This window comes from Chitinophaga sp. S165, assembly GCF_003182155.1.
Taxonomy (GTDB): Bacteria; Bacteroidota; Bacteroidia; order Chitinophagales; family Chitinophagaceae; genus Chitinophaga.
Genome location: NZ_QGTG01000016.1, coordinates 14,461 through 37,684, shown reverse-complemented (window position 1 = coordinate 37,684; position 23,224 = coordinate 14,461). Strand labels below are relative to the sequence as shown.

Annotated in this window: 21 protein-coding genes; 9 read left to right on the top strand and 12 right to left on the bottom strand. The window is 44.7% G+C overall.

Translation table 11 applies throughout. The features are described 5' to 3' along the window. Positions 1 to 8: 8 nt before the first annotated feature. On the bottom strand, positions 9 to 749 hold the full coding sequence (locus C7475_RS31670) for a glycosyltransferase family 2 protein (RefSeq protein ID WP_110057455.1): 741 nt from the start codon (positions 747 to 749) through the stop codon (positions 9 to 11). A gap of 264 nt (positions 750 to 1,013) precedes the next feature. Between C7475_RS31670 and C7475_RS31660 the strand changes: the two genes are divergently transcribed. Further along, positions 1,014 to 2,264 carry a hypothetical protein gene (locus C7475_RS31660; RefSeq protein ID WP_110057453.1) on the top strand — a complete coding sequence of 417 codons (1,251 nt, stop codon included), beginning with the start codon at positions 1,014 to 1,016 and terminating at the stop codon, positions 2,262 to 2,264. Positions 2,265 to 3,192: 928 nt separating this feature from the next. Continuing rightward, the gene (locus C7475_RS31655; protein WP_110057452.1) at positions 3,193 to 4,140 is read left to right on the top strand and encodes a hydrogen peroxide-inducible genes activator; all 948 of its coding nucleotides are present in this window, start codon (positions 3,193 to 3,195) and stop codon (positions 4,138 to 4,140) included. Between the two features lie 72 nt (positions 4,141 to 4,212). On the opposite strand, the gene C7475_RS31650 is transcribed toward C7475_RS31655, so the two are convergent. The 3 genes from C7475_RS31650 to prmA form a co-directional block, all read right to left on the bottom strand. Continuing rightward, positions 4,213 to 5,019: a M48 family metallopeptidase gene (locus C7475_RS31650; RefSeq protein WP_110057451.1), complete on the bottom strand. Its 807-nt coding sequence runs from the start codon at positions 5,017 to 5,019 to the stop codon at positions 4,213 to 4,215. Between the two features lie 199 nt (positions 5,020 to 5,218). Beyond that, a complete protein-coding gene (gene plsY, locus C7475_RS31645) occupies positions 5,219 to 5,872 on the bottom strand; it encodes a glycerol-3-phosphate 1-O-acyltransferase PlsY (RefSeq protein WP_110057450.1) in 654 nt (217 codons plus the stop codon). Positions 5,873 to 6,002: 130 nt separating this feature from the next. Further along, positions 6,003 to 6,824, bottom strand: a complete 822-nt coding sequence (gene prmA, locus C7475_RS31640) for a 50S ribosomal protein L11 methyltransferase (RefSeq protein WP_158286667.1) — start codon at positions 6,822 to 6,824, stop codon at positions 6,003 to 6,005. 162 nt (positions 6,825 to 6,986) lie between these two features. On the opposite strand from prmA, the gene C7475_RS31635 reads away from it, so the two are divergent. Next, positions 6,987 to 7,574, top strand: a complete 588-nt coding sequence (locus C7475_RS31635) for a hypothetical protein (protein WP_146217720.1) — start codon at positions 6,987 to 6,989, stop codon at positions 7,572 to 7,574. 270 nt (positions 7,575 to 7,844) lie between these two features. On the opposite strand, the gene C7475_RS31630 is transcribed toward C7475_RS31635, so the two are convergent. The 4 genes from C7475_RS31630 to C7475_RS31615 all read right to left on the bottom strand — a co-directional run bounded on the left by C7475_RS31630 (position 7,845) and on the right by C7475_RS31615 (position 12,503). Beyond that, on the bottom strand, positions 7,845 to 8,612 hold the full coding sequence (locus C7475_RS31630) for an NIPSNAP family protein (protein WP_233260033.1): 768 nt from the start codon (positions 8,610 to 8,612) through the stop codon (positions 7,845 to 7,847). A gap of 383 nt (positions 8,613 to 8,995) precedes the next feature. Beyond that, positions 8,996 to 11,353: a polyribonucleotide nucleotidyltransferase gene (locus C7475_RS31625; RefSeq protein WP_110057446.1), complete on the bottom strand. Its 2,358-nt coding sequence runs from the start codon at positions 11,351 to 11,353 to the stop codon at positions 8,996 to 8,998. Positions 11,354 to 11,439: 86 nt separating this feature from the next. Beyond that, positions 11,440 to 11,712, bottom strand: coding sequence for a 30S ribosomal protein S15 (gene rpsO, locus C7475_RS31620; protein ID WP_012794085.1), 273 nt, complete (start codon positions 11,710 to 11,712; stop codon positions 11,440 to 11,442). 98 nt (positions 11,713 to 11,810) lie between these two features. Further along, positions 11,811 to 12,503, bottom strand: coding sequence for a cell division ATP-binding protein FtsE (locus C7475_RS31615; RefSeq protein ID WP_110057445.1), 693 nt, complete (start codon positions 12,501 to 12,503; stop codon positions 11,811 to 11,813). Between the two features lie 638 nt (positions 12,504 to 13,141). On the opposite strand from C7475_RS31615, the gene C7475_RS31610 reads away from it, so the two are divergent. Next, entirely contained in the window at positions 13,142 to 13,522 is a 381-nt protein-coding gene (locus C7475_RS31610; RefSeq protein ID WP_110057444.1) for a BlaI/MecI/CopY family transcriptional regulator, read from the top strand. After that, a complete protein-coding gene (locus C7475_RS31605) occupies positions 13,519 to 14,772 on the top strand; it encodes a TonB family protein (protein ID WP_110057443.1) in 1,254 nt (417 codons plus the stop codon). Before C7475_RS31610 ends, C7475_RS31605 begins: the two co-directional genes overlap by 4 nt. 118 nt (positions 14,773 to 14,890) lie before the next feature. Here the strand turns inward: C7475_RS31605 and C7475_RS31600 are convergent, their stop codons facing one another. Beyond that, entirely contained in the window at positions 14,891 to 16,069 is a 1,179-nt protein-coding gene (locus C7475_RS31600) for an AIR synthase related protein (protein ID WP_110057442.1), read from the bottom strand. 145 nt (positions 16,070 to 16,214) lie between these two features. On the opposite strand from C7475_RS31600, the gene C7475_RS31595 reads away from it, so the two are divergent. After that, positions 16,215 to 17,108, top strand: coding sequence for a bifunctional riboflavin kinase/FAD synthetase (locus C7475_RS31595; RefSeq protein WP_233260032.1), 894 nt, complete (start codon positions 16,215 to 16,217; stop codon positions 17,106 to 17,108). A gap of 35 nt (positions 17,109 to 17,143) precedes the next feature. Here the strand turns inward: C7475_RS31595 and holA are convergent, their stop codons facing one another. Together holA and C7475_RS31585 are read right to left on the bottom strand one after the other, a co-directional pair. Beyond that, complete coding sequence (gene holA, locus C7475_RS31590; RefSeq protein ID WP_110057440.1) at positions 17,144 to 18,139, bottom strand: DNA polymerase III subunit delta; 996 nt, start codon at positions 18,137 to 18,139, stop codon at positions 17,144 to 17,146. Positions 18,140 to 18,145: 6 nt separating this feature from the next. Then, on the bottom strand, positions 18,146 to 18,871 hold the full coding sequence (locus tag C7475_RS31585; protein WP_110057439.1) for a ribonuclease H-like domain-containing protein: 726 nt from the start codon (positions 18,869 to 18,871) through the stop codon (positions 18,146 to 18,148). A gap of 106 nt (positions 18,872 to 18,977) precedes the next feature. Between C7475_RS31585 and C7475_RS31580 the strand changes: the two genes are divergently transcribed. Continuing rightward, the gene (locus C7475_RS31580; protein ID WP_110057438.1) at positions 18,978 to 19,940 is read left to right on the top strand and encodes a hypothetical protein; all 963 of its coding nucleotides are present in this window, start codon (positions 18,978 to 18,980) and stop codon (positions 19,938 to 19,940) included. 289 nt (positions 19,941 to 20,229) lie between these two features. After that, a complete protein-coding gene (locus C7475_RS31575) occupies positions 20,230 to 20,625 on the top strand; it encodes a response regulator (RefSeq protein ID WP_110057437.1) in 396 nt (131 codons plus the stop codon). A 90-nt stretch (positions 20,626 to 20,715) separates the two neighbouring features. Here the strand turns inward: C7475_RS31575 and C7475_RS31570 are convergent, their stop codons facing one another. Continuing rightward, complete coding sequence (locus C7475_RS31570) at positions 20,716 to 22,362, bottom strand: ABC-F family ATP-binding cassette domain-containing protein (RefSeq protein WP_110057436.1); 1,647 nt, start codon at positions 22,360 to 22,362, stop codon at positions 20,716 to 20,718. Between the two features lie 85 nt (positions 22,363 to 22,447). Here C7475_RS31570 and C7475_RS31565 point away from each other — a divergent pair, with 85 nt between their 5' ends. Continuing rightward, the gene (locus tag C7475_RS31565) at positions 22,448 to 23,167 is read left to right on the top strand and encodes an EcsC family protein (protein ID WP_110057435.1); all 720 of its coding nucleotides are present in this window, start codon (positions 22,448 to 22,450) and stop codon (positions 23,165 to 23,167) included. The last annotated feature ends 57 nt before the right edge of the window (positions 23,168 to 23,224 follow it).

Here is a 23,224-nt window from a genome sequence, read left to right as displayed (position 1 = left end):
CAGTTTTATCAGTTATATATTTTCGCTTTGCCCAATCCCCACATATGTAGACGATGTTGCAGGGATACCCGCAATACGCCAAACCCATAGATGCTGCTGCGTTTAAAGTTAATACTTGAGGCTTCCTCAAAATATTTGGTGGGGCAAGTTACTTCACCTATTTCATAACCCTTCATAAAAATCTGGGAAATCATTTCATTATCAAAAATGAAATCATCGTCATTGGCCTTATAGTCAATGCTCTTCAGTACTTCTCCCGAGAATGCGCGATACCCCGTATGATATTCACTGAGCTTCTGCCCGATGAGCAGGTTCTGCACTAATGTCAGAAAACGGTTAGCAATATACTTGTATATGGGCATTCCCCCTCTTAGGGCGCCATTCCCCAGAATGCGGGAACCAAGCACTACGGGATACACATCATTGGCAATGATAGTGCTCATCGCCATAATAAGTTTAGGAGTATACTGATAATCAGGATGTAACATGATCACAATATCCGCCCCCAGTTCGAGGGCCTTGTTATAACAGGATTTCTGGTTTCCTCCATAACCTTTGTTGGAATCATGACGGATAATATGCCTGATTCCCAGTTGCTTCCCTACGGCAACTGTCTCGTCTTTACTGTCATCGTCTACTAATACGACTTCATCAACAATGTCAAAGGGAATTTCATTGTAGGTTTTCTCTAGTGTTAAAGCGGCGTTGTAGGCAGGTAATACCACCACTATCTTTTTATTATTCAACATGAAAGTGGGTAAATTTGCGGCCAAAGGTAATAAAGTAGTTGAAAGACTGGCAATTTCAACTTATTATAAATTGTTATCTTTGCGTAAACACGTTTTTTGGCACCATATTTTCATGGTTGTTAATGAAACGCAAAATATCGCATGCAGAAACAATTACAGGTCGCAACTGAAGGCGGACATCCTGGTCGGCTTTGTGGGGAGAGCGTACCCTATTGTGAATGTTTTGCATTTTTTAAATCAGTCAAGATCACGCATTTAAATTCTATGAGATATCTGACACTACTACTGATTTTACTTTCAAGTTTCCATTATGCGCAGGCACAGGAACCAGAAAAACCGAAGCTACCTACAGATCCAAATTCAGAACTGAAGAATGTGGTAATGCCTCAGGTAAGAACACAAGACACGACCATCCGCCGGATCATGGAAGAACTGCAACGCATTAACGACAGCGATAAGCAGAACTCTAATGCTATCCAGGGCTTATTACAGGGACGTGAGATCGACAACATTACAAAATATGAACTGATCCGCAACAACATCGTATTTGCAAGTGAAACTTATTACCTTCTTAATAAAAAGATAATAGATCTAAAGTCACGTACTACTACTAACAATCTGGACGTATTCATCACATCATTGAACAACCCGGAAAGTAAAGAGCTTGGCTTCTCCCTGAGTGACCGCATCGTAGAACTGGTAGAAAAAGTGGTGTTGAAAGGAAAGGCTGACAAAAATGAAAAGAACAGTAAGATCGTTGAATCTACTAAATCAATCATTTCCAGCCCTATCTTCCAGAGCTTTACCTCTCTGACTCCTCCGCTGGCTATCGCCAATTCAGTAATGAACTTCCTGCATAGCATCAGCGTGAACAATAAAGAGATTAATCAGAATACACTGAAAGAATTCGAAAAAGAGCTGAACAAATACGTAGTATATTATACAGCTTTGAACGATGCTAACCAGAAATTCGAATATGGTCTGAACTTCAACAAAGATCAGCTCAACCTCTTACAGGATAACCTGTACGATCACCTGATGTTCACTGCAAGCGCCCTGAAATATCAGCTGCCACAGCGCGGTAACAAATCTCTCGGTGAAACAATGAACGACTTCTTCTTTGACTTCAAGAGAGACAAAGTAGTAACTTTCTTCAGTGATCTGGAAGCTAAGTATACCAAAGGCAGAAAGGTTGATTACGAAGCGCTGTTGCGTGAGAATCCAAATCTGAAAGAAGTGAACAACCAACTGGAAGATCTGATCCTGCAGACCAAACGTTTCGAGAACCTGTATAACGAATACTTCACACTGCTGGATTCTTACTACGGTAAAGTAAATAGCTCTCTGAAGATCGCGCAGGACAATGGTCTGGCTGACAAGAACACCATCGATACCAAACAGGCTGAGTTCCGCAATCTGAAAGATGAAGCTGTGAAAGAGATACAGGCTTCAATTAACATCAAGGAGCTGTATAACAACACTGACAAGATCAAATACAGATACAGAATATTCTAGCAGATCATGCTGCATACTGAAAGGGACGGATTGTAATGATCCGTCCTTTTTTTATGCTAGAGCATGTTTAAGTAGCTCGGTTTGTTGTTTGTATAGAACGCGTTAAGTAGCTCGGTTTCAGTATGGGATCGCGGTCGGCGCCTCTTTGGCCGGATGGCTATTTAACTTTTTTCAAGCGTATGCGCCGTTGATCTCTATTTAGCTGCATCAAGCGTATCTCAAAGAGCCGAAGGCCCGCGATTCCCATCTGAAACCGCTACTACTTATACGCTTCCCATAGGAACAGCACAGACGCTTCAATGGCCAAAATTTTTAGGTACTTCCCTCTTCCTATTAAGAAATAATTTTCCCCGAGCACTTTTATCAATATGCATTACGCAGACGACTTGGATCACAGTATCCCCAACTACAATATGCAGCCCGGAAGCATCGGAGGTTTCAGGTGGAAACTGCGGGCCTTAGTTGTTTAAAGCATGCTCGTACGATTGAGGTAGTTTAATAGATATTCAATAGCCCATACGATTCCAAATGCTCAATAGCCAGGAGCTTTAAAGAACTACAGCCCCTAGTTCCAGCCTGAAACCGAAGTATCTTCCCGGCAAAACACATAGACGACTTGAATCACAGACCTCCCACTACAATAAACAGCCCGGAAGCATTAGAGGTTTCAGGTGGAAACTGCGGGCCTTAGTTGTTTAAAGCATGCTCCTACGATTGAGGTAGTTTAATAGATATTCAATAGCCCATACGATTCCAAATGCTCAATAGCCAGGAGCTTTAAAGAACTACAGCCCGTAGTTCCAGCCTGAAACCGAAGTATCTTCCCGGCAAAACACATGAATCACCGCAGCCAGACAATAATAATAAGCAATCGAATTCCTGATAGCGATCATACACTATTCCTCATTCTAATTCGTAATTTTGACGCATGACCACTGTTCAATTAGAATATATTGTTGCGGTTGACACTTACAGAAGCTTCGTTATAGCAGCAGAAAAGTGCTTCGTTACACAGCCGACACTCAGCATGCAGATACAAAAGCTGGAAGATGAGCTGGGGGTCAAGATCTTCGACAGAAGCAAATTACCAGTGATCCCGACCGAAATAGGTGTAGAGATCGTAGGACAAGCCCGCATCATTCTGAAGGAGAATGGTAAAATTAAAGAGATCATCGGCGAACATAAAAAAGAAGTACAAGGTAATCTGCGCGTAGGGATCATACCTACACTGGCGCCTTATCTTCTTCCACGGATCCTCACCGGCTTCATGAAGAAATATCCAAAAGTGAAACTGGAGATCTGGGAGTATCCCACAGAACAGATCATACAACAATTAAAACTCGAGCAACTGGATTGCGGATTGCTCGCCACGCCGTTACATAATCCGAATTTAGAAGAACAACCGCTGTTCTATGAGTCTTTCGTTGTATACGCAGCAAAGACCAACAGCCTGTTTGAAAAGAAATATATTAAACCGGAAGATATCGATGTACGTGAAGTATGGCTGCTGAACGAAGGACATTGCATGCGCAACCAGGTGCTGAACATCTGCCGGGATAAGTTCACTATGGGAGAATATAAAAACCTGGAATACAACACAGGCAGTGTGGAAACACTAAAAAGAATGGTAGACCTCAACGCAGGATATACGATCTTACCCGAACTCTCCCTCCAGGAAATGTCAGCCCGCCAGATGAACATGGTACGCTATTTTAAGTCGCCGGAGCCAGTGAGAGAGATCAGTATAGTAACACATCGCTTCTTCATTAAACAGGCCTTAATTGCGGCGTTTAAGAAGGAAATACTGGCACATGTGCCTGAGAAGATGAAAGTGCAGAAGAGCAAGAAGATAATTGATATAACAGTAGAGAAGTAAGCTATAGATAAGACATAAAAGAAAAAGCATCCGCCACTGACGGATGCTTTTTCTTTTGATATCGCTATTCGCTTATTTCTTGATAGGAGTATAATACTTCATCGCTTCAGGCATCAGCTTTTGCAGTTCTGATACACGACGCTCATCGCTGGGGTGCGTGCTCACTAACTCAGGTGGCTTTTGACCACCGCCTGCGCTAGCCATACGCTGCCAGAAAGGAATAGACTCCTGTGGGTTATATCCGGCCATCGCCATAAAGATAACACCCAGGTGATCGGCTTCCAGCTCGTTCTTACGGGAGTAAGCCAACATACCCAGGTTACCACCTACGCCAAATGATTGCAGGAAGATGTTCTGAGCTGCCGGATTACGGTTCAGTGCCACGGAACCAGCTACCTGGATACCCTGGGCAACAACCTGCTGACTCATACGCTCGTTACCATGACGGGCAATAGCGTGCGCGATCTCATGCCCCATTACGCAGGCAAGCGCAGTCTCGTTCTGTGTTACAGGTAATAAACCGGTATACACCACTACCTTACCACCCGGCATACACCAGGCGTTCACTTCTTTACTATCTACCAGGTTGAATTCCCATTTGTAATTAGCTACCTCGCTACCCAGTTTGTTGTCTGTCATGTAACGGGTAACTGCAGCAGCAATACGCTGTCCTACCCTCTTCACCATCTCAGCGTCTTTGCTGGTTGTAGCGGCTACTGTTTTGTTCTGGGAAAGGAAGCTCTGATATTCCTGCAGCGCCATAGATTGCATAGTGCTTTCAGGGATCAGGTTTAACTGGCTGCGGCCAGTAATAGGTACCTTTGCACACGCTGTAATAAGCGCAAGACCGGTACCGATAAGAAGGAATTTCTTTTGCATCTGAAACAATTTGTTTTTGACAGGTATCACCCCGTCCGAAAAAGTGCTACTACAGTTAAAGCAGTTTTGATTGTTACCTTATACAGCATGTGAATACCCTATAACGCAACAATCAAAATCCGAGGAAAGTTAATTATTTATATCATTCAGTGCAAGAGATATGCCAGAAAGGATACGGCATACCGTGTGCAGGCGCAGTCTATTTCTTGTCCCTCCTGTTTTTAAACAACGGCACTTTACTTTCATTACCGTTAATCAGGCGGAAGATGTTTTTCTGATGCGTTAATACCACCATTAGTGCAACAGCAATGGCGAAAATACGATAGAATACTTCAGGTTCATTAAAGATGTACAGTATCAGTATCGGAAATGCGATACTCGCCGAAATAGAGCTTAATGATACATATCTGGTTAATGAAAGACTTAACAAAAACACCCCTACACAGCAGATCGCCACCAGCGGTTGAATCGCCAATACCAGACCGAACAAGGTAGCAATACCTTTACCGCCACGGAAATTTGCCCAGATTGGGAAAATGTGACCTACAACAGCAGCCAGACCAAGACCGATCTGGAAGTTCACCAGCTGCGTGGTTACTTCCTGCAGATGTTCTGGATTCTGATAGTACCCCACCAGGTAAGCCAGACGTACTGCCATTACCCCTTTGAGCATATCCACCAACATCACAAAAGAACCCGCCTTTGGACCCAATACACGGAAAGTGTTAGTAGCACCGGCATTACCGCTGCCATACTCCCGGATATCCATCCCAAAAACACCTTTACTTACCCACACAGCAGTAGGTACGGAACCAATCAGATAAGCACAAAATAGTAACAATAATTCTGTCATACAACAAGTTAGGTTTTGCTAAGATAGTAAATTCGTTCGTTAAAATTAAGAAAACATTAAGATTTTCATTAACACGAAAATTGTATAGTTCTCAAAGTAATATTAACTAATTTATCTAGAGCAACCACAACTATCTTGCTAATAATTTCATTGCCAGCCAATTATCCTTCTCCAGCTGCGTTTCCAGCACCAGTGCGTTCTTTCTTGCTGCTTCCAGGATCGCAGTCTCATCTTCCTTTAAAATTCCGCTCAACAGTAAAACACCATCCCTGACGAGTATACGGCGCATATCGCCCATAAATTCCAGCAGAATGTTACGGTTAATGTTAGCGAGCACCACATTATAACTGTTCCGCACATTCTTTAACGTATCCGCCTGCCATACCTTCACAGGTTGTGCATTGTTATTGATAATGTTTTCCTTCGTGTTCTCCACAGACCAGGTATCTATATCGATCGCATCAATTACTGCCGCTCCCATCTTATATGCAAGAATGGCCAGAATGCCCGTACCCGTACCAAAGTCGAACACATTCTTTCCTACAAAATCAATGCCTTCCATTAACTTGATGACAGAATAAGTTGTGGCATGATGCCCCGTTCCAAAAGACATCTTCGGGGTGATCAGTATCTCATGTTGCGGCTGTGGTACAAAAGGCGCATGAAAGGCTGCCCTTATACCACAAAAATCATCCACCTGTACAGGCTGAAAATTACTTTCCCACACCGCATTCCAGTTAGTCTGCTCAATACGTTGCCGCGTATACGTTAATCCGAAATCGCTCGTTAATGCACTCGTTTCTTCTTCATTATAGTCCTCTTCAGGAATGTAAGCTATAAGAACATTACCGGGTTGTTCTTCAAACCCCTCAAAACCTTTTTCTGACAACACTGCTACCAGAATGTCTTTCATATCATCGGTACAGGTCAGGGTGATCGCTATATGTGCCATAGCAACAAAGATAGAGAAACTAAATGCATGATACATAACGCGTACGTGTGAGACCTGCGCCTGTCCTTGTTATTGTAATGTTAATAAGTTGTGCCCGCCATCAATACATGTATAAAATTATTTCATTATATTTGCATTATCTTTAATTGAAAACCATATTTTATGAGGACCTTGTTTTTAGCAGCGGCAATGCTGGTGACAGCCCTTGCCAGCTACGCCCAGGAGATCGTCAAATTGTACCCGGACGACACCATGAAAGATTCAATCATCTACAAGAACAGCACCAGTATCCTTGTTATCAATCGTGTAGACCTTGTCAATTACATGAAAGCATTGGACACTGTATTACAAAAGACTTGCTACAGCGATAACAAGGCTTTTCACAATGTGCAGTTCAGTCACCTGACAGCGCAGGAAATTGAATCACACTTTACATCAGCTCTTGCTTTTCTGGGCGATTCCACTCACACTAACCTGGAATACAGCACAGACAAATTCGTACAGTTCTGGACAGAAGACGAAAATATTCTCCTCCCTTATATCGAGGACATGTTATCCAGTCTGCTGATAGATGGCAGGATCAAAGTGATCGATAAAAGCACGCAGAAATCTGTACCACAGTACACCATCTTCTGGGAAGATATCGGTGGCCAGGGCTTTAAGATCTACAAATTACCTTCCGGTAAGATCATCTTCAAAGAAAGTAATCATTACGTAGAGCAGTTTGCCGGAAGCGGCGCTGCCAGATAAAAACAAAAGTAAATTCATCACGGATAGATAGTCGATAGTCAAAGAAAATAGGCTGTATCATACGATACAGCCTATTTTCTTTATTATGTATTATGAATGTAAATGCTTTCTGAATACCTTTTCAGCATTATGCATAACTAATAATGCTAAGAAAAATGCGAAGAAGTATTGATCACGATGCTTAGTTAATTCATGCAATTGATATTCGGGTGTGTCCATCAATATTTCAATTGCAATAGAGATAACAATCATGATAATTGCATGACCAGCTTATATCTCAGAATATTCTGCAGGTTGCAAAAACATGATCTGTGTCTTCGAAACATTATGATTATACTCCGGCTTTGCCAGTAAGGCTTTCCATTGTGCATCAGCGCTAAATGCTTTCCAGTGCTCATCCCTGGATGCTTTGTTCTCAAATGTGGTCATGTACATCAGGTTAGGCATATGACTGCCACTCAGCACATCTGCATAAAACACTGCATTGAAACCAAGTCTTTTGAAAATACCCACTTCGTCTCCCTTGTTAAACATATCCACCTTGTTACGGTATAATTTATCCGTCGGACTTTCATAACTGCGTAATTCGTATATGCGTTCACTCTTAGGTCCTTTCAAATCTGGCAATGCCATTTTAGTCATGCCAGGAAAGGCTTCCAGGATAATGGTTTCCTGGCGTGTATACGTTGGCTTGTCCCATGCTGCATCGATAAAGTCTTTGGCAGCGTTTACATAGGTAGTATTCTGTAACAATGTTCTTGGCAATTGTAATAACTGTTCCGCAGAATTACCCGGAATGAAAACATACACTCTGCGGTCAGCAGCCGTATCATTGCCAACAGGTTTAAATACACCTACATGTGCAGTACCTGCCTTATGCAAAGCCGGTATCAATGCGTCTTTCAGATAGCTGTCCATACGCGTTTCCTGTTCCGCATCTTTCAGATGATAGATCAGGATGCTGTAAAATTCTTTCTTCGGAGGTGCATAATGAGCGGCCTGTAAGAGGCATGGTAACAGAAACAGGGCTAAACCCAAAACAAAACGATGATATCTGTTTAACGAAATGCGCGTTGTTTTCACTGGTGTGGAAATTTTAGTTGATGAAATATAATGCGAATTATCCGGCAGTTAAATATAATTTATAAGAATGGCCTGATGCCGTGATGGTATTCCTGCCGGGCTGGCCATGAATACGTGGATGCAGAAGTCACTTTGTGTAGTACAGGCTATTATGATATGCGGCTACGGAACTGCTGCATAATAATGAGCAGAAGGGTATCACCGCTACAAAACCTCAAGCGATCTGCCGGAAGGGGAAAAGAATATGCAGCTGATACATAAACATTCATAAAATAAAACAGCCGCCCTGTTGTACAGGACGGCTGCTGAGTATATTTGATCTATAAGATCTGTTCAGATTATGATTCTTCGTCGAACATAGGCTCCTGAGGTTGATCAGGCGGTGTAGGACGAGGACCACGATCGTTACGGTCGCCACCATCACGTGGGCCACGGCGATCTCCACCACGGTCACCACGATCGTTACGGTCGCCGCGGAACGGAGGGCGTCCGCCACGGTCACCTCTATCACCTCTGTCTCCGCGATCGCCTCTGTCGCCACGATCACCACGCTCGCCACCTTCAGGTCTTTCTACATAACCTTCTGGTTTCGGCATCAGTATACGACGGCTCAGTTTGAACTTACCGGTTTTAGGATCAGTACCTACCAGTTTCACTTTTACCTTTTCACCTTCAGACAGTACACCGTCCATAGTTTCCAGGCGTTTCCATGAAACTTCGGAGATATGCAGCAAGCCCTGTTTACCAGGCAGGAACTCTACGAATGCACCGTATGGCATTACTGATTTTACGGTTGATTCGTATACTTCGCCGATCTCAGGAACAGCAACAATACCTTTTATCCATTCGAGTGCCTTCATCAGGCCTTCTTTCTGTGCAGAGAAGATGCTTACTTCACCAGTTTCACCAACTTCTTCGATGTTGATGTTTGTGCCGGTTTCGCGTTGGATCTCCTGGATCACTTTACCACCTGGTCCGATCACAGCGCCGATGAATTCGCGGTCGATGATCAGCTTCTCCATACGTGGTGCATGTGGTTTCGGTTCAGGACGTGCAGCTTCGAGACAACCATACATTGCATCAATGATATGCAGACGGCCGTTACGGGCTTGCTCCAGTGCTTTACGCATTACGTCCATGCTCAGGCCATCTACCTTGATATCCATCTGGATACCGCAGATACCATCACGTGTACCGGTAACTTTAAAGTCCATATCACCCAGGTGGTCTTCATCTCCGAGGATGTCAGTGAGCACTGCCCACTTTCCGTCAGATGCACGGGAGATCAATCCCATTGCCACACCGGATACGTGTTTAGGCAAAGGAACACCTGCGTCCATCAGTGCCAGTGAACCGGCACATACGGTAGCCATAGAGGAGGAACCATTGGATTCCAGGATATCGGATACTACACGCACGGTATAAGCATACTCGCTACCTGGCATCATCTGCTTCAGGGAACGCATTGCCAGGTTACCATGACCTACCTCACGACGGCCGGGGCCACGCATAGGTTTTACTTCACCTGTAGAGAACGGAGGGAAGTTATAGTGCAATATGAATTTGGAATATTTTGAAGTAGCAGCACTTTCAATCAGCAGCTCATCATCCGGAGTACCCAGGGTCACAGTAGTGAGGGATTGGGTTTCACCACGGGTGAACAGTGCGGAACCATGCGGAGAAGGCAGGATATCCACTTCCATGTTCAGCGGACGAACCTGGTCCAGGCTACGGCCATCCAGACGAACGGATTCGTCCAGGATCATGTTACGGATCACTTCTTTCTCGAGTGAGTGGAAGTATTTACCTACCAGCGGAGCATCCTCTTCTGGCAGCTCTCCCAGGAATTCTACCAGCTCTTCGCTGATCTTATCGAAGGCATCGCTACGATCGTGTTTCGCAGAAGCCGATTTCGCTACAGCAAGGATACGGTCTTTCGCAAATTCCGTAATCTTCGCTTTCAGCTCTTCGTTTGCATAAGGCAGTTCGAATGCACGTTTACCGGTAACACCAGCTTTATCGCGCAGTTCTTCCTGTGCTTTCACCTGTGCTTTGATAGCGGTATGTGCAAATTCGATTGCTTTGATGATATCTTCTTCACTGCACTCCTTGCTCTCACCTTCCACCATCATGATGTTCTTGTCAGTAGCACCGATGATGAAGTCCATGTCAGCTTTCTCCAGTGGAGTGCGGTTAGGATTTATAACTAATTGTCCCTCAATACGGGACACTCTTACTTCAGAAATAATTTCCTGGATGGGCACGTCTGAAACGGCCAGTGCAGCAGAAGCAGCAAGACAAGCCAGTGCATCCGGCATCACTTCAGGATCTGAAGAGATGAGGCTCACTAGTACCTGTACTTCGCAGAAATAATCATCCGGGAATAAGGGGCGCAGCGCGCGGTCGATCAAACGTGAAATCAAAACTTCGTAGTCAGACAACTTTCCTTCGCGTTTAAAGAAGGAACCTGGTATACGGCCTGCAGAAGCAAATTTTTCCTGGTAATCAACAGTAAGGGGGAAGAATGATTGTCCGGGTTTTGGAGTCTTCGCTGCAACGACGGTAGCCAACAGGATACAATTGCCCAGACGAACCGTCACGGCACCATCTGCCTGGCGGGCTAACTTGCCAGTTTCAATGGTCACAATCCGGCCATCTCCTATATCGAAATTAACTGAGATAGGTGTCAGATTCATAAAAATGAGAAGATTAAAATGGTATACCTAAAAAAAAACTATTCCCAACCTTATAAGTTGGGAATAGCGCTATAAAAAAGTTCTTATTATTTTCTGAGACCTAATTTCTCAAGCAGAGCGCGGTAGCCTGTGAGGTTAGTTTTAGAAAGGTAGGAAAGCAAACGCTTTCTCTGGCCTACCATTTTCATCAAACCACGGTGTGTAGAAAAGTCTTTTTTGTTTTCTTTCAGGTGACTGGAAATGCTGTTGATACGCTCAGTCAGCAGGGCAATTTGCGCTTCTACAGAGCCGGTATTTTTTTCGCTTCCACCAAATTCTTTAAAAATATTGGCTTTCTTTTCAACAGTTAAGTAAGACATCTTTAATTAAATAATAAAATGATAAAGGTTTATTTAGTCGCTATTTTTCCGGGGCAAAGGTAAATCAAATATTGTGAATTAACAATTTCACATAAATTTTACACGAAAGTCACACTGGCGTGATCTGTTACCTTGCCATTTTCGGTCCGTAGCACCCTCGACGGGAATTTCTGTAATAATATATAGTCATGGGTCGCCATTACCACGGCGGCCCCCTCCTCCCTGCTGATCCGGAACAACAACTGCATAATGCCGTCAGAAGTTTCAGGGTCCAGGTTACCGGTCGGTTCGTCCGCCAGGATCAGTTTTGGCGAATTAAGCATAGCACGGGCAATATCCACACGCTGCTGCTCCCCGCCACTCAGCTCATAAGGCATCTTAAAGCCCTTGGTATTCAGTCCCACCTTGTCCAGCACGTCATTGATCTTCTCGTCCATCTTTTTATTATCCGTCCAGCCTGTAGCTTTCAGGGCAAATTTCAGGTTGTCACATACGTTCCTGTCCGTCAGCAACTGGAAATCCTGGAATACTACCCCCAGGTTACGGCGCAGGTAAGGCACTTTTTTCCAGTCCATCTTTTTCAGATCAAACCCTACCACCTGTCCGGCGCCTTCCTTAAGTGAAAGATCACCGTAAAGCGTCTTCAGCAGGCTGGATTTACCGGTTCCGGTCCTGCCTATCAGGTATACAAATTCTCCTTTGTTCACCGTAATATTCACGTCAGCAAGGATCAGGGAAGTCCCCTGGTAGATATTCACATTGGATAATTGTATAATCGGTTGTTCTGTCATTTCTGCCGTATGGGTTTAGTCATAACAAAAATAGCTATTTATCCGGCAGAACCATCCGACCGCCTGGAATGTAGTCCAAATTTCTTTCAGATGGCCTTGAGATAATATCAAAACAGCATACTTCTTTATATCTAAAAGGGCCGTACGCCGTATCTACGCCGTATTTTCCATATCGATCGATACAGAAAATACGGCGTAACGCTATGTAGATAGCCTATACATTATAGGTTCATACCTGGATCGATCAACTCTGAAGCCTTTCAGCCACCTGCGATAGTCAAAACGGGCTAAAAGCAGAAACAAGAGAAAATGTTTAAGTCCAACCATGCGTCGGGGATGCGTCGGGGATGCGTCGTGTATGAAGCATGTATACGTCGTGTATAAAGCATGTATAAAGCGTAGTCTACTCCGACTTAAACAAAACACAATAGGACTCCGTCAGGAGTCCCCTGTTTGTAGCCCCGGGTGTCAACCCGGGATTAGGTGTCAACCCGGGGTTAACAGCATGCGCGGGTTCCCCGGGCATACACCATGCATAAAGCATATATAAGGTGTATACACCCCTCATCAACTAAATAAATAGTTTGAAAACTAAATTATTAGTTTTAACTTAGCTTCAGGTACTTAAAGCCCACGATATGACAACAGTAAAAACCTTGACTAAAGCCGAAGAACAGGTCATGCAGGCCTTATGGAAAACAGGGCCGGCATTCGTCAAAGACCTGATCGACGTTATGCCCGAACCCAAGCCGCACTACAATACCGTATCTACGCTGATAAAGATCCTGCAGGATAAAGGTTTTGTGGATTACAAGGCTTATGGTAAATCCTATCAATACTTTGCCCTCATCAGCAAAGATGAATACAGCCGGAATACCATGCAGCATTTTGTAAAAGGCTACTTCTCCGGCTCCTTCAAAGACATGGTATCCTTCTTCGTTAAAGAAAAAGAGATCAGTGTCAATGAATTAGAACAATTACTGGAACAAATTAAGGACGCTAAAAAAGAACAACCATGATTGCGCTGACCATTTACCTCGTTAAAATGCTGATCTGTGCCGGCATCCTGTATGCCTATTACGCACTGGCCTTGAAAAACAATCCTTTTCACAGGTGGAACAGAGGGTATCTCCTCCTCGCAACGGTGGCTTCCATCCTGCTGCCATTACTGCAATTATCATTTATTACCGCACCGGCGCCAACTTATTCAGGGCCCCTGGTAACTGTCGTTGCATATATGACAAGCCCTGTACAACAAGCTGGTGGCTTTGGTCCTACTTCAAATATCATAACCGGCATTTATGGTTTCATTACATTATTAATGGTCCTGAATATGGTCCGGAACTGGTTCCTGATCAAACGCCTGGCACGGCAGGGCGACCGGATGACTTTCGATAACTATCAGCTGATCAGGCATCCACAGGTTAAATCTACCTTCTCCTTTTTCGGCAACATCTTCTGGGGGGAAGAACTGACGCCGGATAGCGAGGAAGGCAAACAGGTGCTCAGACACGAACTGGAACACATAAACGGCCGTCATACGGCAGATAAGCTGTTCCTGCAATTGGCCTGTGCCATCTTCTGGTTTAATCCCTTCTTTCATCTCTTTAAACGGGAATTGGCAATGGTGCATGAATTCCTGGCGGATAAAGCTGCTGCGAACGAAAATGCTCCCGACGACTATGCAAGGACATTATTACAAATGACCCTGCAAACCAAACGCCTGCTGTTAACCAACACCTTCGCCCAGGCGCCGGTAAAACGCCGCATCCTTATGTTGTTCACCCACAATGCTAATCACACGTTTATGAAGAAGAGCATAATATTCCCCGTTTTTGTACTCATGGCCCTCGTTATTGGCTGTCAACAGGACTTAGATATCAAAATGCCTGATACAGCTAAAAACATGCTGGCTAGTCCGTTCCAATCCCAGGCAAGTGCTGGTGACAAAGTCTTCACCTTCGTAACCGATCCTCCTAAATTCAACGGTGGAGAAGCCGAACTCTCCAAGTTCCTGTCACGCAGTATCCGCTATCCGAAAGCAGCCTACAAAAAAGGCACCACAGGTACCGTATTCGTACAATTTGTGGTAAAGGCCGACGGTAGCATCGCCGATGTTAAAACGGTGGGTAAAGCGATCGGAGATGGTCTTGAAGAAGAATCCATTCGTGTGGTAGAAGCCATGCCTAAATGGACGCCTGGCAAACAGGATGGTCAGTTTGTGAATGTAGCATTCAATCTTCCTATACGCTACGTACTGCAGGAGTAAAATGCACCGTTCTCAATCTAAACAAAGGAGGCTGTCCATCTACGATGAACAGCCTCCTTTACTTTATATCCCTGATGAACAGGTGTTTGTTTGAACAGCTTAAAAACTATCCGCAGGATCAATTATACACAAACTCGCCCTGCGCGCTACGCACAGTTACCTGCTTCGCCGCCGCTTGCTCTACTCTACCCACGATCTGTGCATCGATATTGAAGCTTTGGCTTATTTTAATGATATCCGCAGCGATTTCTTCCGGCACATACAGCTCCATCCGGTGTCCCATATTAAATACCTGGTACATCTCCTTCCAACCCGTACCTGACTGCTCCTGGATCAGCTGGAACAATGGCGGAACAGGGAACAGATTATCCTTGATGACATGCAGGTTATCTATAAAGTGCAGCACTTTTGTCTGCGCACCGCCACTACAATGCACCAGTCCGTGTATACGCGAACGGTAGGCCTCCAGGATCTGTTTGATCACAGGTGCGTAAGTACGTGTAGGCGATAATACCAGTCTGCCGGCATCTATAGGGCCAAAACCAGGAATATCGACCTTATCCGTCAATGCTTTCTTTCCGCTGAAGATCAGGTTATAAGGAATACCCGGATCATAACTCTCTGGATACTTTTCCGCCACCTGTTTGTTAAATACATCGTGCCGTGCAGAGGTCAGTCCATTACTGCCCATACCACCGTTATAAAATTTCTCGTAAGATGCCTGGCCGTAAGACGACAGCCCTACGATAACATCTCCGGCCTGTATAGTATGATTGGATATAACTTCTGATCTCTTCATACGGCAGGTAACGGTGGAATCCACTATAATGGTCCGCACCAGGTCGCCCACATCCGCAGTTTCACCACCGGTGGAGTAGATACTGATACCATAGCTGCGCAACTCTTCCAGGATCTCTTCTGTGCCATTGATAATAGCAGCGATCACTTCACCCGGAATAAGCTGTTTGTTTCGGCCAATGGTGGATGATAACAGGATATTTTCGGTAGCTCCCACACATAACAGATCATCAATATTCATGATGATAGCGTCCTGCGCAATGCCTCTCCATACGTCCAGGTTGCCTGTCTCCTTCCAGTAAGTATATGCCAGTGATGATTTGGTACCCGCTCCGTCGGCATGCATAATATTGCAATAATCCTCCTGTCCGCCGAGAATATCGGGCACTATCTTACAGAAAGCTTTTGGAAACAGTCCTTTGTCAATATGCTTTATAGCATTGTGCACATCCTCTTTTCCGGCTGAAACGCCGCGCTGCGCGTAGATATTCTGATCCACCAGGTAATTTTATAAATGAACAATCTGCTGCAAAAGTAACTGATTAGACACTTATCTGATATCTAAATGTTGTAATTTGCATGGGATTTTGATCGTTTACAGGCAATTTATGCGGATACACAGGGACCTAACCCACTTGCCAGCTTTGAGGCGGGCTGTAATTACAATCGGTACTTTTGACGGCGTTCACAGCGGCCACCGTCATATTATAGAACAGTTGCAGGAAACTGCTGCTGCCTGTGACGGGGAAACCGTGATCATCACCTTTGACCCACATCCACGGGAAGTATTACACCCCGACGGGGCGCCCGTGAAACTGCTTACTACACTCGATGAGAAGATCGAACTGCTGGCACGCCAGGGGATTGATCACGTTGTTATCGTTCCTTTTACCAGAGCATTTTCAGAACTCTCGGCCCGGGCTTACCTGGAAGATTTCCTTATAGAAAAGTTCAAACCACATACCATCATCATTGGTTATGACCACCGTTTCGGCCACAACCGTGAAGGCGGACTGGAGCTATTAGAAGCAGAACAGAACAGGTATGGTTTCCAGCTGGTGGAGATCCCACAGCAGGTAGTACATGACCTGGCCGTTAGCTCTACCAAGATCCGTAACAGCCTGCAGGATGGAAATATTGAGCTGGCCAACGAATTGCTTGGCTACCCTTATTTCATGGAAGGTAAAGTGGTCCATGGCGATAAAATGGGCCGGCAGCTGGGCTACCCTACTGCTAATATCGAATTACCCGATCATCGTAAACTGATCCCTGCACAAGGCATATATGCCATAAAGGTCCATCTTGAAAAGCAGTCGTTGAACGGCGTAATGAGCATAGGCACCCGGCCCACCTTTAACGGTGTTGACCTCCGCCTGGAGGCACATATCTTCGATTTCAGCCAGGAAATTTATGATAAGGTACTGAGGGTGGAAATGATCAGTTACATCAGGGCTAACCTCAAATTTGACAATATACAGGACCTGATCATCCAGATGGATAAAGACAGCCTTGCCGCAAAAAGCGTACTGGCGTCCTGATCCCGGAAAAAACGGTTTGAGCAACCGCCGTTTTATCAGTACATCAGCTTGTAAACCAACTCTTTCATCAGCTCACCATCTTCCACACCGCTATCATTGATACCAATACTGCGCAGGTTATAGGCATGCAATAGCAGAATGGCCTTTTCCGTGCCTTCCAGACCATATTGCCGTGCTGCGTTGACATAGTCCTTAACAAAGAAAGGATGTACGCCTATAGCGGCTGCAATCTCCTTTTCTCCGCCTTTTATACCGAAGACCATGTTCATTTTGCTGAAGAAATTGTAAAGGGCAGGCAGCACCATTTGTATTGGCCCCGCTTTAGGATTAGCGGCGAAATAACGGATGATGCGCATCACCTTGGTGATATCCTTCTGTCCCAGGGCATTCTGCAATTCAAATACATTGTATTCCTTGCTGATCCCTACATACTTCTCAATATCATTCTCATCTATCTTTTTATCCGGCGGCAGGTTCACCAGCAGCTTATCTACTTCATTGGCCATCCTGGAAAGATCATTACCAATATGATCTACCAGCAGGATGCCTGCCTTTTGTGAAATGGCCCTCCCCAGACTGCTCACATAGGCTTCCACCCAGGCAGGCAGCTGGTTATCGTACATTTTCTTGGTACTCAGCAAGACCCCTTTCTCCTTGATCAGTTTCGCCAGTTTACTGCGTCCGTCGATCTTGCCCTGCTTATGGGCCACTACGAAAATGGTAGAAGTAAGCGGATTGTCAATATATGCTTCCAGCTTCAGGATATCTTTCATGGATTGCGCCTCTTTCAGCACAACAACCTGTCTTTCGGCAAACATAGGATAACGGCGGCAGGCATTGATAACCGTACTCCAATCCGTATCCTTACCATACAGGATGGTCAGGTTAAACCCCTTTTCCGAGTCGTCCAGCAAATGATGCTCTGCAAAATTGCTGACCTGGTCGATGAAAAAATCTTCCTCCCCTTCCAGCCAGTACAATGGTTTAAACTTCTTTTGCTTCCAGTCTTTTATAATATCCTGATATTCCATGCTTTATTATTTTGAATACACCACGTCTTCTGTTTCCAGTAAAGGGACACCCTTAAAACGCATCAGCAACTGCCCGACAGCTACGACATCTTTCTGGCAATAATTAGCGATCCTTTCAAGGTCTTTATCCTGCCAGTAAACCTTTCCCACCATACTGCCGTCAATATCGTCTTTGGGAGTCGGAATGCCCATAACAGCCGTTATCAGTTTCAGGGAAGTATAATTTTTAAAATCTCCGAAACGCCATAACTGCATGGTATCCAACATCGGCAACTCCCAGGGTTTAAACCCGTGGATCTGCAAAGGCAGGGGCAAAGATAGCTGATGAATAACAGAACGCCTGCAAATAAAAGGAATATCAAATTCTTTGATGTTATGCCCGGCAAACTGAAAACGGGGAAATTTTATATGGAATTTATTTACCAATTCTAAAAAACTCGTTAATACAACTTTTTCATCGTCATTATAAAATGATTTTATACGTAGTTGATAACGACCACCTTCCACATGGAAGAACCCTACTGATATACAGATGATTTTCCCGAATTCGGCATAGATCCCAGCCCTGTCGGCGTATGCTTCTGTAGGGTTCCCTGTTTCTGGCAAAGTTTTTGCAATTTTGTCCAGCCAGAGCGATTGCATGTTGTCAGGTAAAAAATCAAACGCCGCTACAGCGGGAGTTGTTTCAATATCAAGCAGCAATAACTGGTCTAAAGATATATTCGGTAACACTATTTTCTACGGTTTATATTTTTTTATAATAAAGTGCTTTTAACAATTACATTTGCATAAGGAGTTTTAACCATATAACAATTAACTATAAAACACAAAAACGACTATGACTGAGAACACTTTTAACACGCCTGCGGCAGGATCCCCTGGACCTGAAAAGCCTAGAAGCCGTAATGGTCTGATATATGGTATATTGATTGCAGCATTGGCCGGTACATGGATATACATGTTGTATGACAAAAATAAAACTACCGATCAAATTGCTCAACAGGCTACGCAGATAGATTCTATCTCTACCTCAAGAGATGCTTTACAGCAGGAATACAATGCCGCAAATGCCCGTCTGGATGACCTGATCTCTCAGAACAGCCGCATGGACAGCCTGGTAAAAACAAAAGATAAGGAAATTGCGGATATGAAAGCGAGGATCCAGGGTATCCTCTCTAACAAAAATGCTACCCAGAAAGAACTGGCTGAAGCCCGTCGTCTGATAGAAACAATGAAAGGTAACATCGAAGGCTATACAGCTACTATCGAACGCCTGGAAGGTGAAAAGATCGTACTGACCGGCGAACGCGATAATGCCCGTAAAGAAAGAGATGTAGTATCTGGTCAAAGGGATAGCCTGAACAAACAGGTGAACCTGGGTTCCGTATTACACGCTTCCAATATCCACCTCCTCCCTATCAACGTAAAAAAGAATGGCAAGGAAGTAGAAACTTCCAAGGCTAAACGCGCTGACATGATGCGTGTAAGCTTTGACCTGGATGAAAACAGGATCGCTCCAACCGGTGATAAAGAACTGTACGTTTCTATCACTTCTCCTGATGGCTCTCCGCTGGCAGTTGAAGCACTGGGTTCCGGCAGATTCACTCTGGAAGACGGTACTGAAAAATTATATACCGCTAAGAAAACTGTAAACTACGCTACCGGCCAGAAACAAACCGTAAGCATGGACTGGAAACAGAATTCAGATTTCAAACCAGGCGACTACGCTGTTGAGATCTACCATGATGGTTACAAGATCGGTGCAGGTAAAGTAACGCTGAAAAAAGGCGGACTGTTCTAATAGTCTTACCAGATCATAATAAAAATCCCGGATGTCTTACCCGCTCACGCGAACGGACATCCGGGATTTTTTTATGCATATAAATTTGTATTCTGAAGCAAACGCTACCATAAACAGTACTCCTTACATTTTGTTAACAATTAGTTATTGGCGGTTTATTATATATAAAATTATAATTAATTAGTGTTTATTTGTATCCAAGTATCATGTGAAAACCGGGGATTACATCAGCTCTGTTACCCCCCTTGTTAAGAAACTCTAGAAAGCTAAGTTGTTAAATCAGGTATATATGGTGGAAACCACTAAACAGGTGTATGTTGTTGACGACGATGAAATATTCCATTTCATCCTGAAAAAGATGTTGGAACAACAGGGAGAAAAACTGGAAGTGACCTCATTCCTTTGTGCGGAAGATGCGCTGGAAGAGTTATCGCATCCTAAAGGGCATCCCCTGCCATCACTGATCATCCTGGATATGAATATGCAACGCATGAATGGCTGGGACTTTATCGAGGCCTATCGCGACATTAAATGCACGTTAGCCCAGCAGATACCCATCATTATGTGCTCCTCTTCTATCGATATGCGTGATATACAGAAAGTAAAACGTACCCCCGAACTGAAAGCCTATATTACCAAACCGCTGGATTCTGAGAAAATGCAGCAGATCAAGGACTACCTCTAAAAAAAATCAGGAATCAGGATTTAAGAAATGATCTTAATTCCCAATTCCTAATCTATAAACATATAGCTCCTGAAAGAGCTGAATGATCTATTAAGAAATCGCTACCTTTTCTCCGTACATCTCTTCTCTCAGCGCTTTTACCCTTTCATCTGCCAGATATTCATCAAAAGTGGTCAACCTGTCGATAATGCCCCGTGGTGTTATTTCAATAATACGGTTTGCTACTGACTGCATAAAGGCGTGGTCATGCGTTGTAAACAGCACGATACCTTTAAAGTTGATCATACTTTCGTTGAAAGACTGGATAGACTCCAGGTCCAGGTGGTTGGTAGGCTCGTCCAGTACCACTACGTTAGGGTCCTGCAGCATCATGCGGCTGGTCATACAACGTACTTTCTCTCCTCCGCTCAGCACACTTGTCTTCTTCATGATCTCATCGCCACTGAACAGCATTTTACCCAGGAAGCCACGCAGGAACGGCTCATCCACATCAGTTACATGTGGTGGCACATACTGGCGTAACCAGTCCATCAGGTTCAGGGATGGGTCTGTAAAGAACTGGGCGTTGTCATTCGGCAGATAAGCGGATGTTACCGTCGTTCCCCACTCGAATTTACCACCGTCAGCATTCTGTTCGCCGTTGATGATCTCAAAGAAAGTGGTCAGCGCCAGGTGCTCCTTTGCCAGGAAAGCGATCCTGTCGCCCTTATTCACGGTAAAACTTACATTTTTGAACAGGACATTACCTTCGATGGATTTCTCCAGTTTTTCCACGTTCAGGATCTGATTACCTACCTCACGCTGCTGCTTGAAGATGATACCAGGATATTTACGGTTGGACGGCTGGATATCTTCGATAACCAGTTTCTCCAATGCTTTTTTACGGGAAGTAGCCTGTTTACTCTTGGAAGCGTTGGCACTGAATCGGGCGATGAAGTCCATCAGGTCCTTACGTTTATCTTCCATTTTCTTGTTCTTATCGGCTATCTGACGGGCCATCAACTGGGAAGACTCATACCAGAAACTATAGTTACCGGAGAAGATCTGGATCTTAGCACGGTCAACGTCCGCAACATGCGTACAAACGGCATCCAGGAAGTGACGGTCGTGGGATACTACGATCACAATGTTCTCATAGTCAGCCAGGAAGTTTTCCAACCAGCCGATCGTTTCCACGTCCAGGTGGTTCGTAGGCTCATCCAGCAGCAGGATATCAGGGTTACCGAACAGGGCCTGTGCCAGGAGCACACGCACTTTCAGGTTACCACTCAGGTCCTTCATCTGCTGTGAATGCAGGTCTTCCTTTACACCCAGGTCGCCCAGCAGTACACCGGCATCACTTTCCGCGGTATAACCACCCATTTCTCCATATTCAGCTTCCAGTTCACCTGCGCGCATACCATCTTCTTCAGTGAAATCAGCCTTGGCATAGATCTCATCCCTCTCGTGCGCTATTTCCCACAGCTTTTTATTTCCCATCAGTACGGTATTCAGAACAGTTACCTCGTCAAATTCGAAGTGGTTCTGCTTCAGAACGCTCATACGTTCTCCGGGCGTGATTTCGACAGTACCCTTGGTAGGATCGATCTCACCTGACAATATCTTAAGAAAAGTGGATTTACCTGCACCGTTGGCGCCTATTACGCCATAACAGTTACCTTTGGTGAAATTGAGGTTAACTTCATCAAACAACACCCTTTTTCCGAAAGAAAGCGATACGTTTTTAACACTGATCATGCTGGCTAAAGAAATTTAAGGCGCAAAGTTACTAAATGTTCCTGGTTTTATAGTTTGTGGTTTATTCTTTGTAATTAATCATCAAATGGACGTTTATACCCAACAAGTCAATAAAGAGCTCAAAACATGGCAAAAAGCCATGCAACGGGGCATTAGCATACCTGGCAAACTAACCCGGGGGCTTCAGCGAAAGATCAATAATGTCATTCCCGAAAAGGTACATGCCGCCCTGACCGCTGCCGTTAAACAAACTACGCGGGCTGTAGTGTCCGGCGCCGGATTTACCAGTCCGCCTCCCCTCTTCGAAGAAGACCTGGCTATCAGGGAGGCAAAAGTCAGGGACAGGATCAACTTTTACAAGACCACCGCCGCTACCGAAGGCGCCCTGACCGGCGCAGGCGGCATCCTGCTGGGATTAGCCGATTTCCCGCTCTTCCTGAGTATCAAAATGAAGATGCTGTTCGACATTGCCGCCCTTTACGGACGTAATGTGGATGACTACAAGGAACGGCTCTTCATCCTCCATATTTTCTTTATTACCTTCTCCACACAGGACTTCCGGAATAAACTCTATCCCATCATCGCCGACTGGGACAACTATAGCCGTGAACTGCCTGAAGATATCAACACCTTCGACTGGCGTAACTTCCAGCAGCAATACCGCGACTACCTCGACCTGGCCAAACTGCTGCAACTCATGCCCGTGATAGGGGCGGCCGTAGGCGCCTATGTCAATCACCGCCTTACCGACAAACTCGGCCAGAGCGCCATGAATGCATACAGACTACGGATATTGAAACAGTAATGGCCATCGTTGCTTATCTTTATGCCCCTATCAATGAACTATATACGAACCGGACAA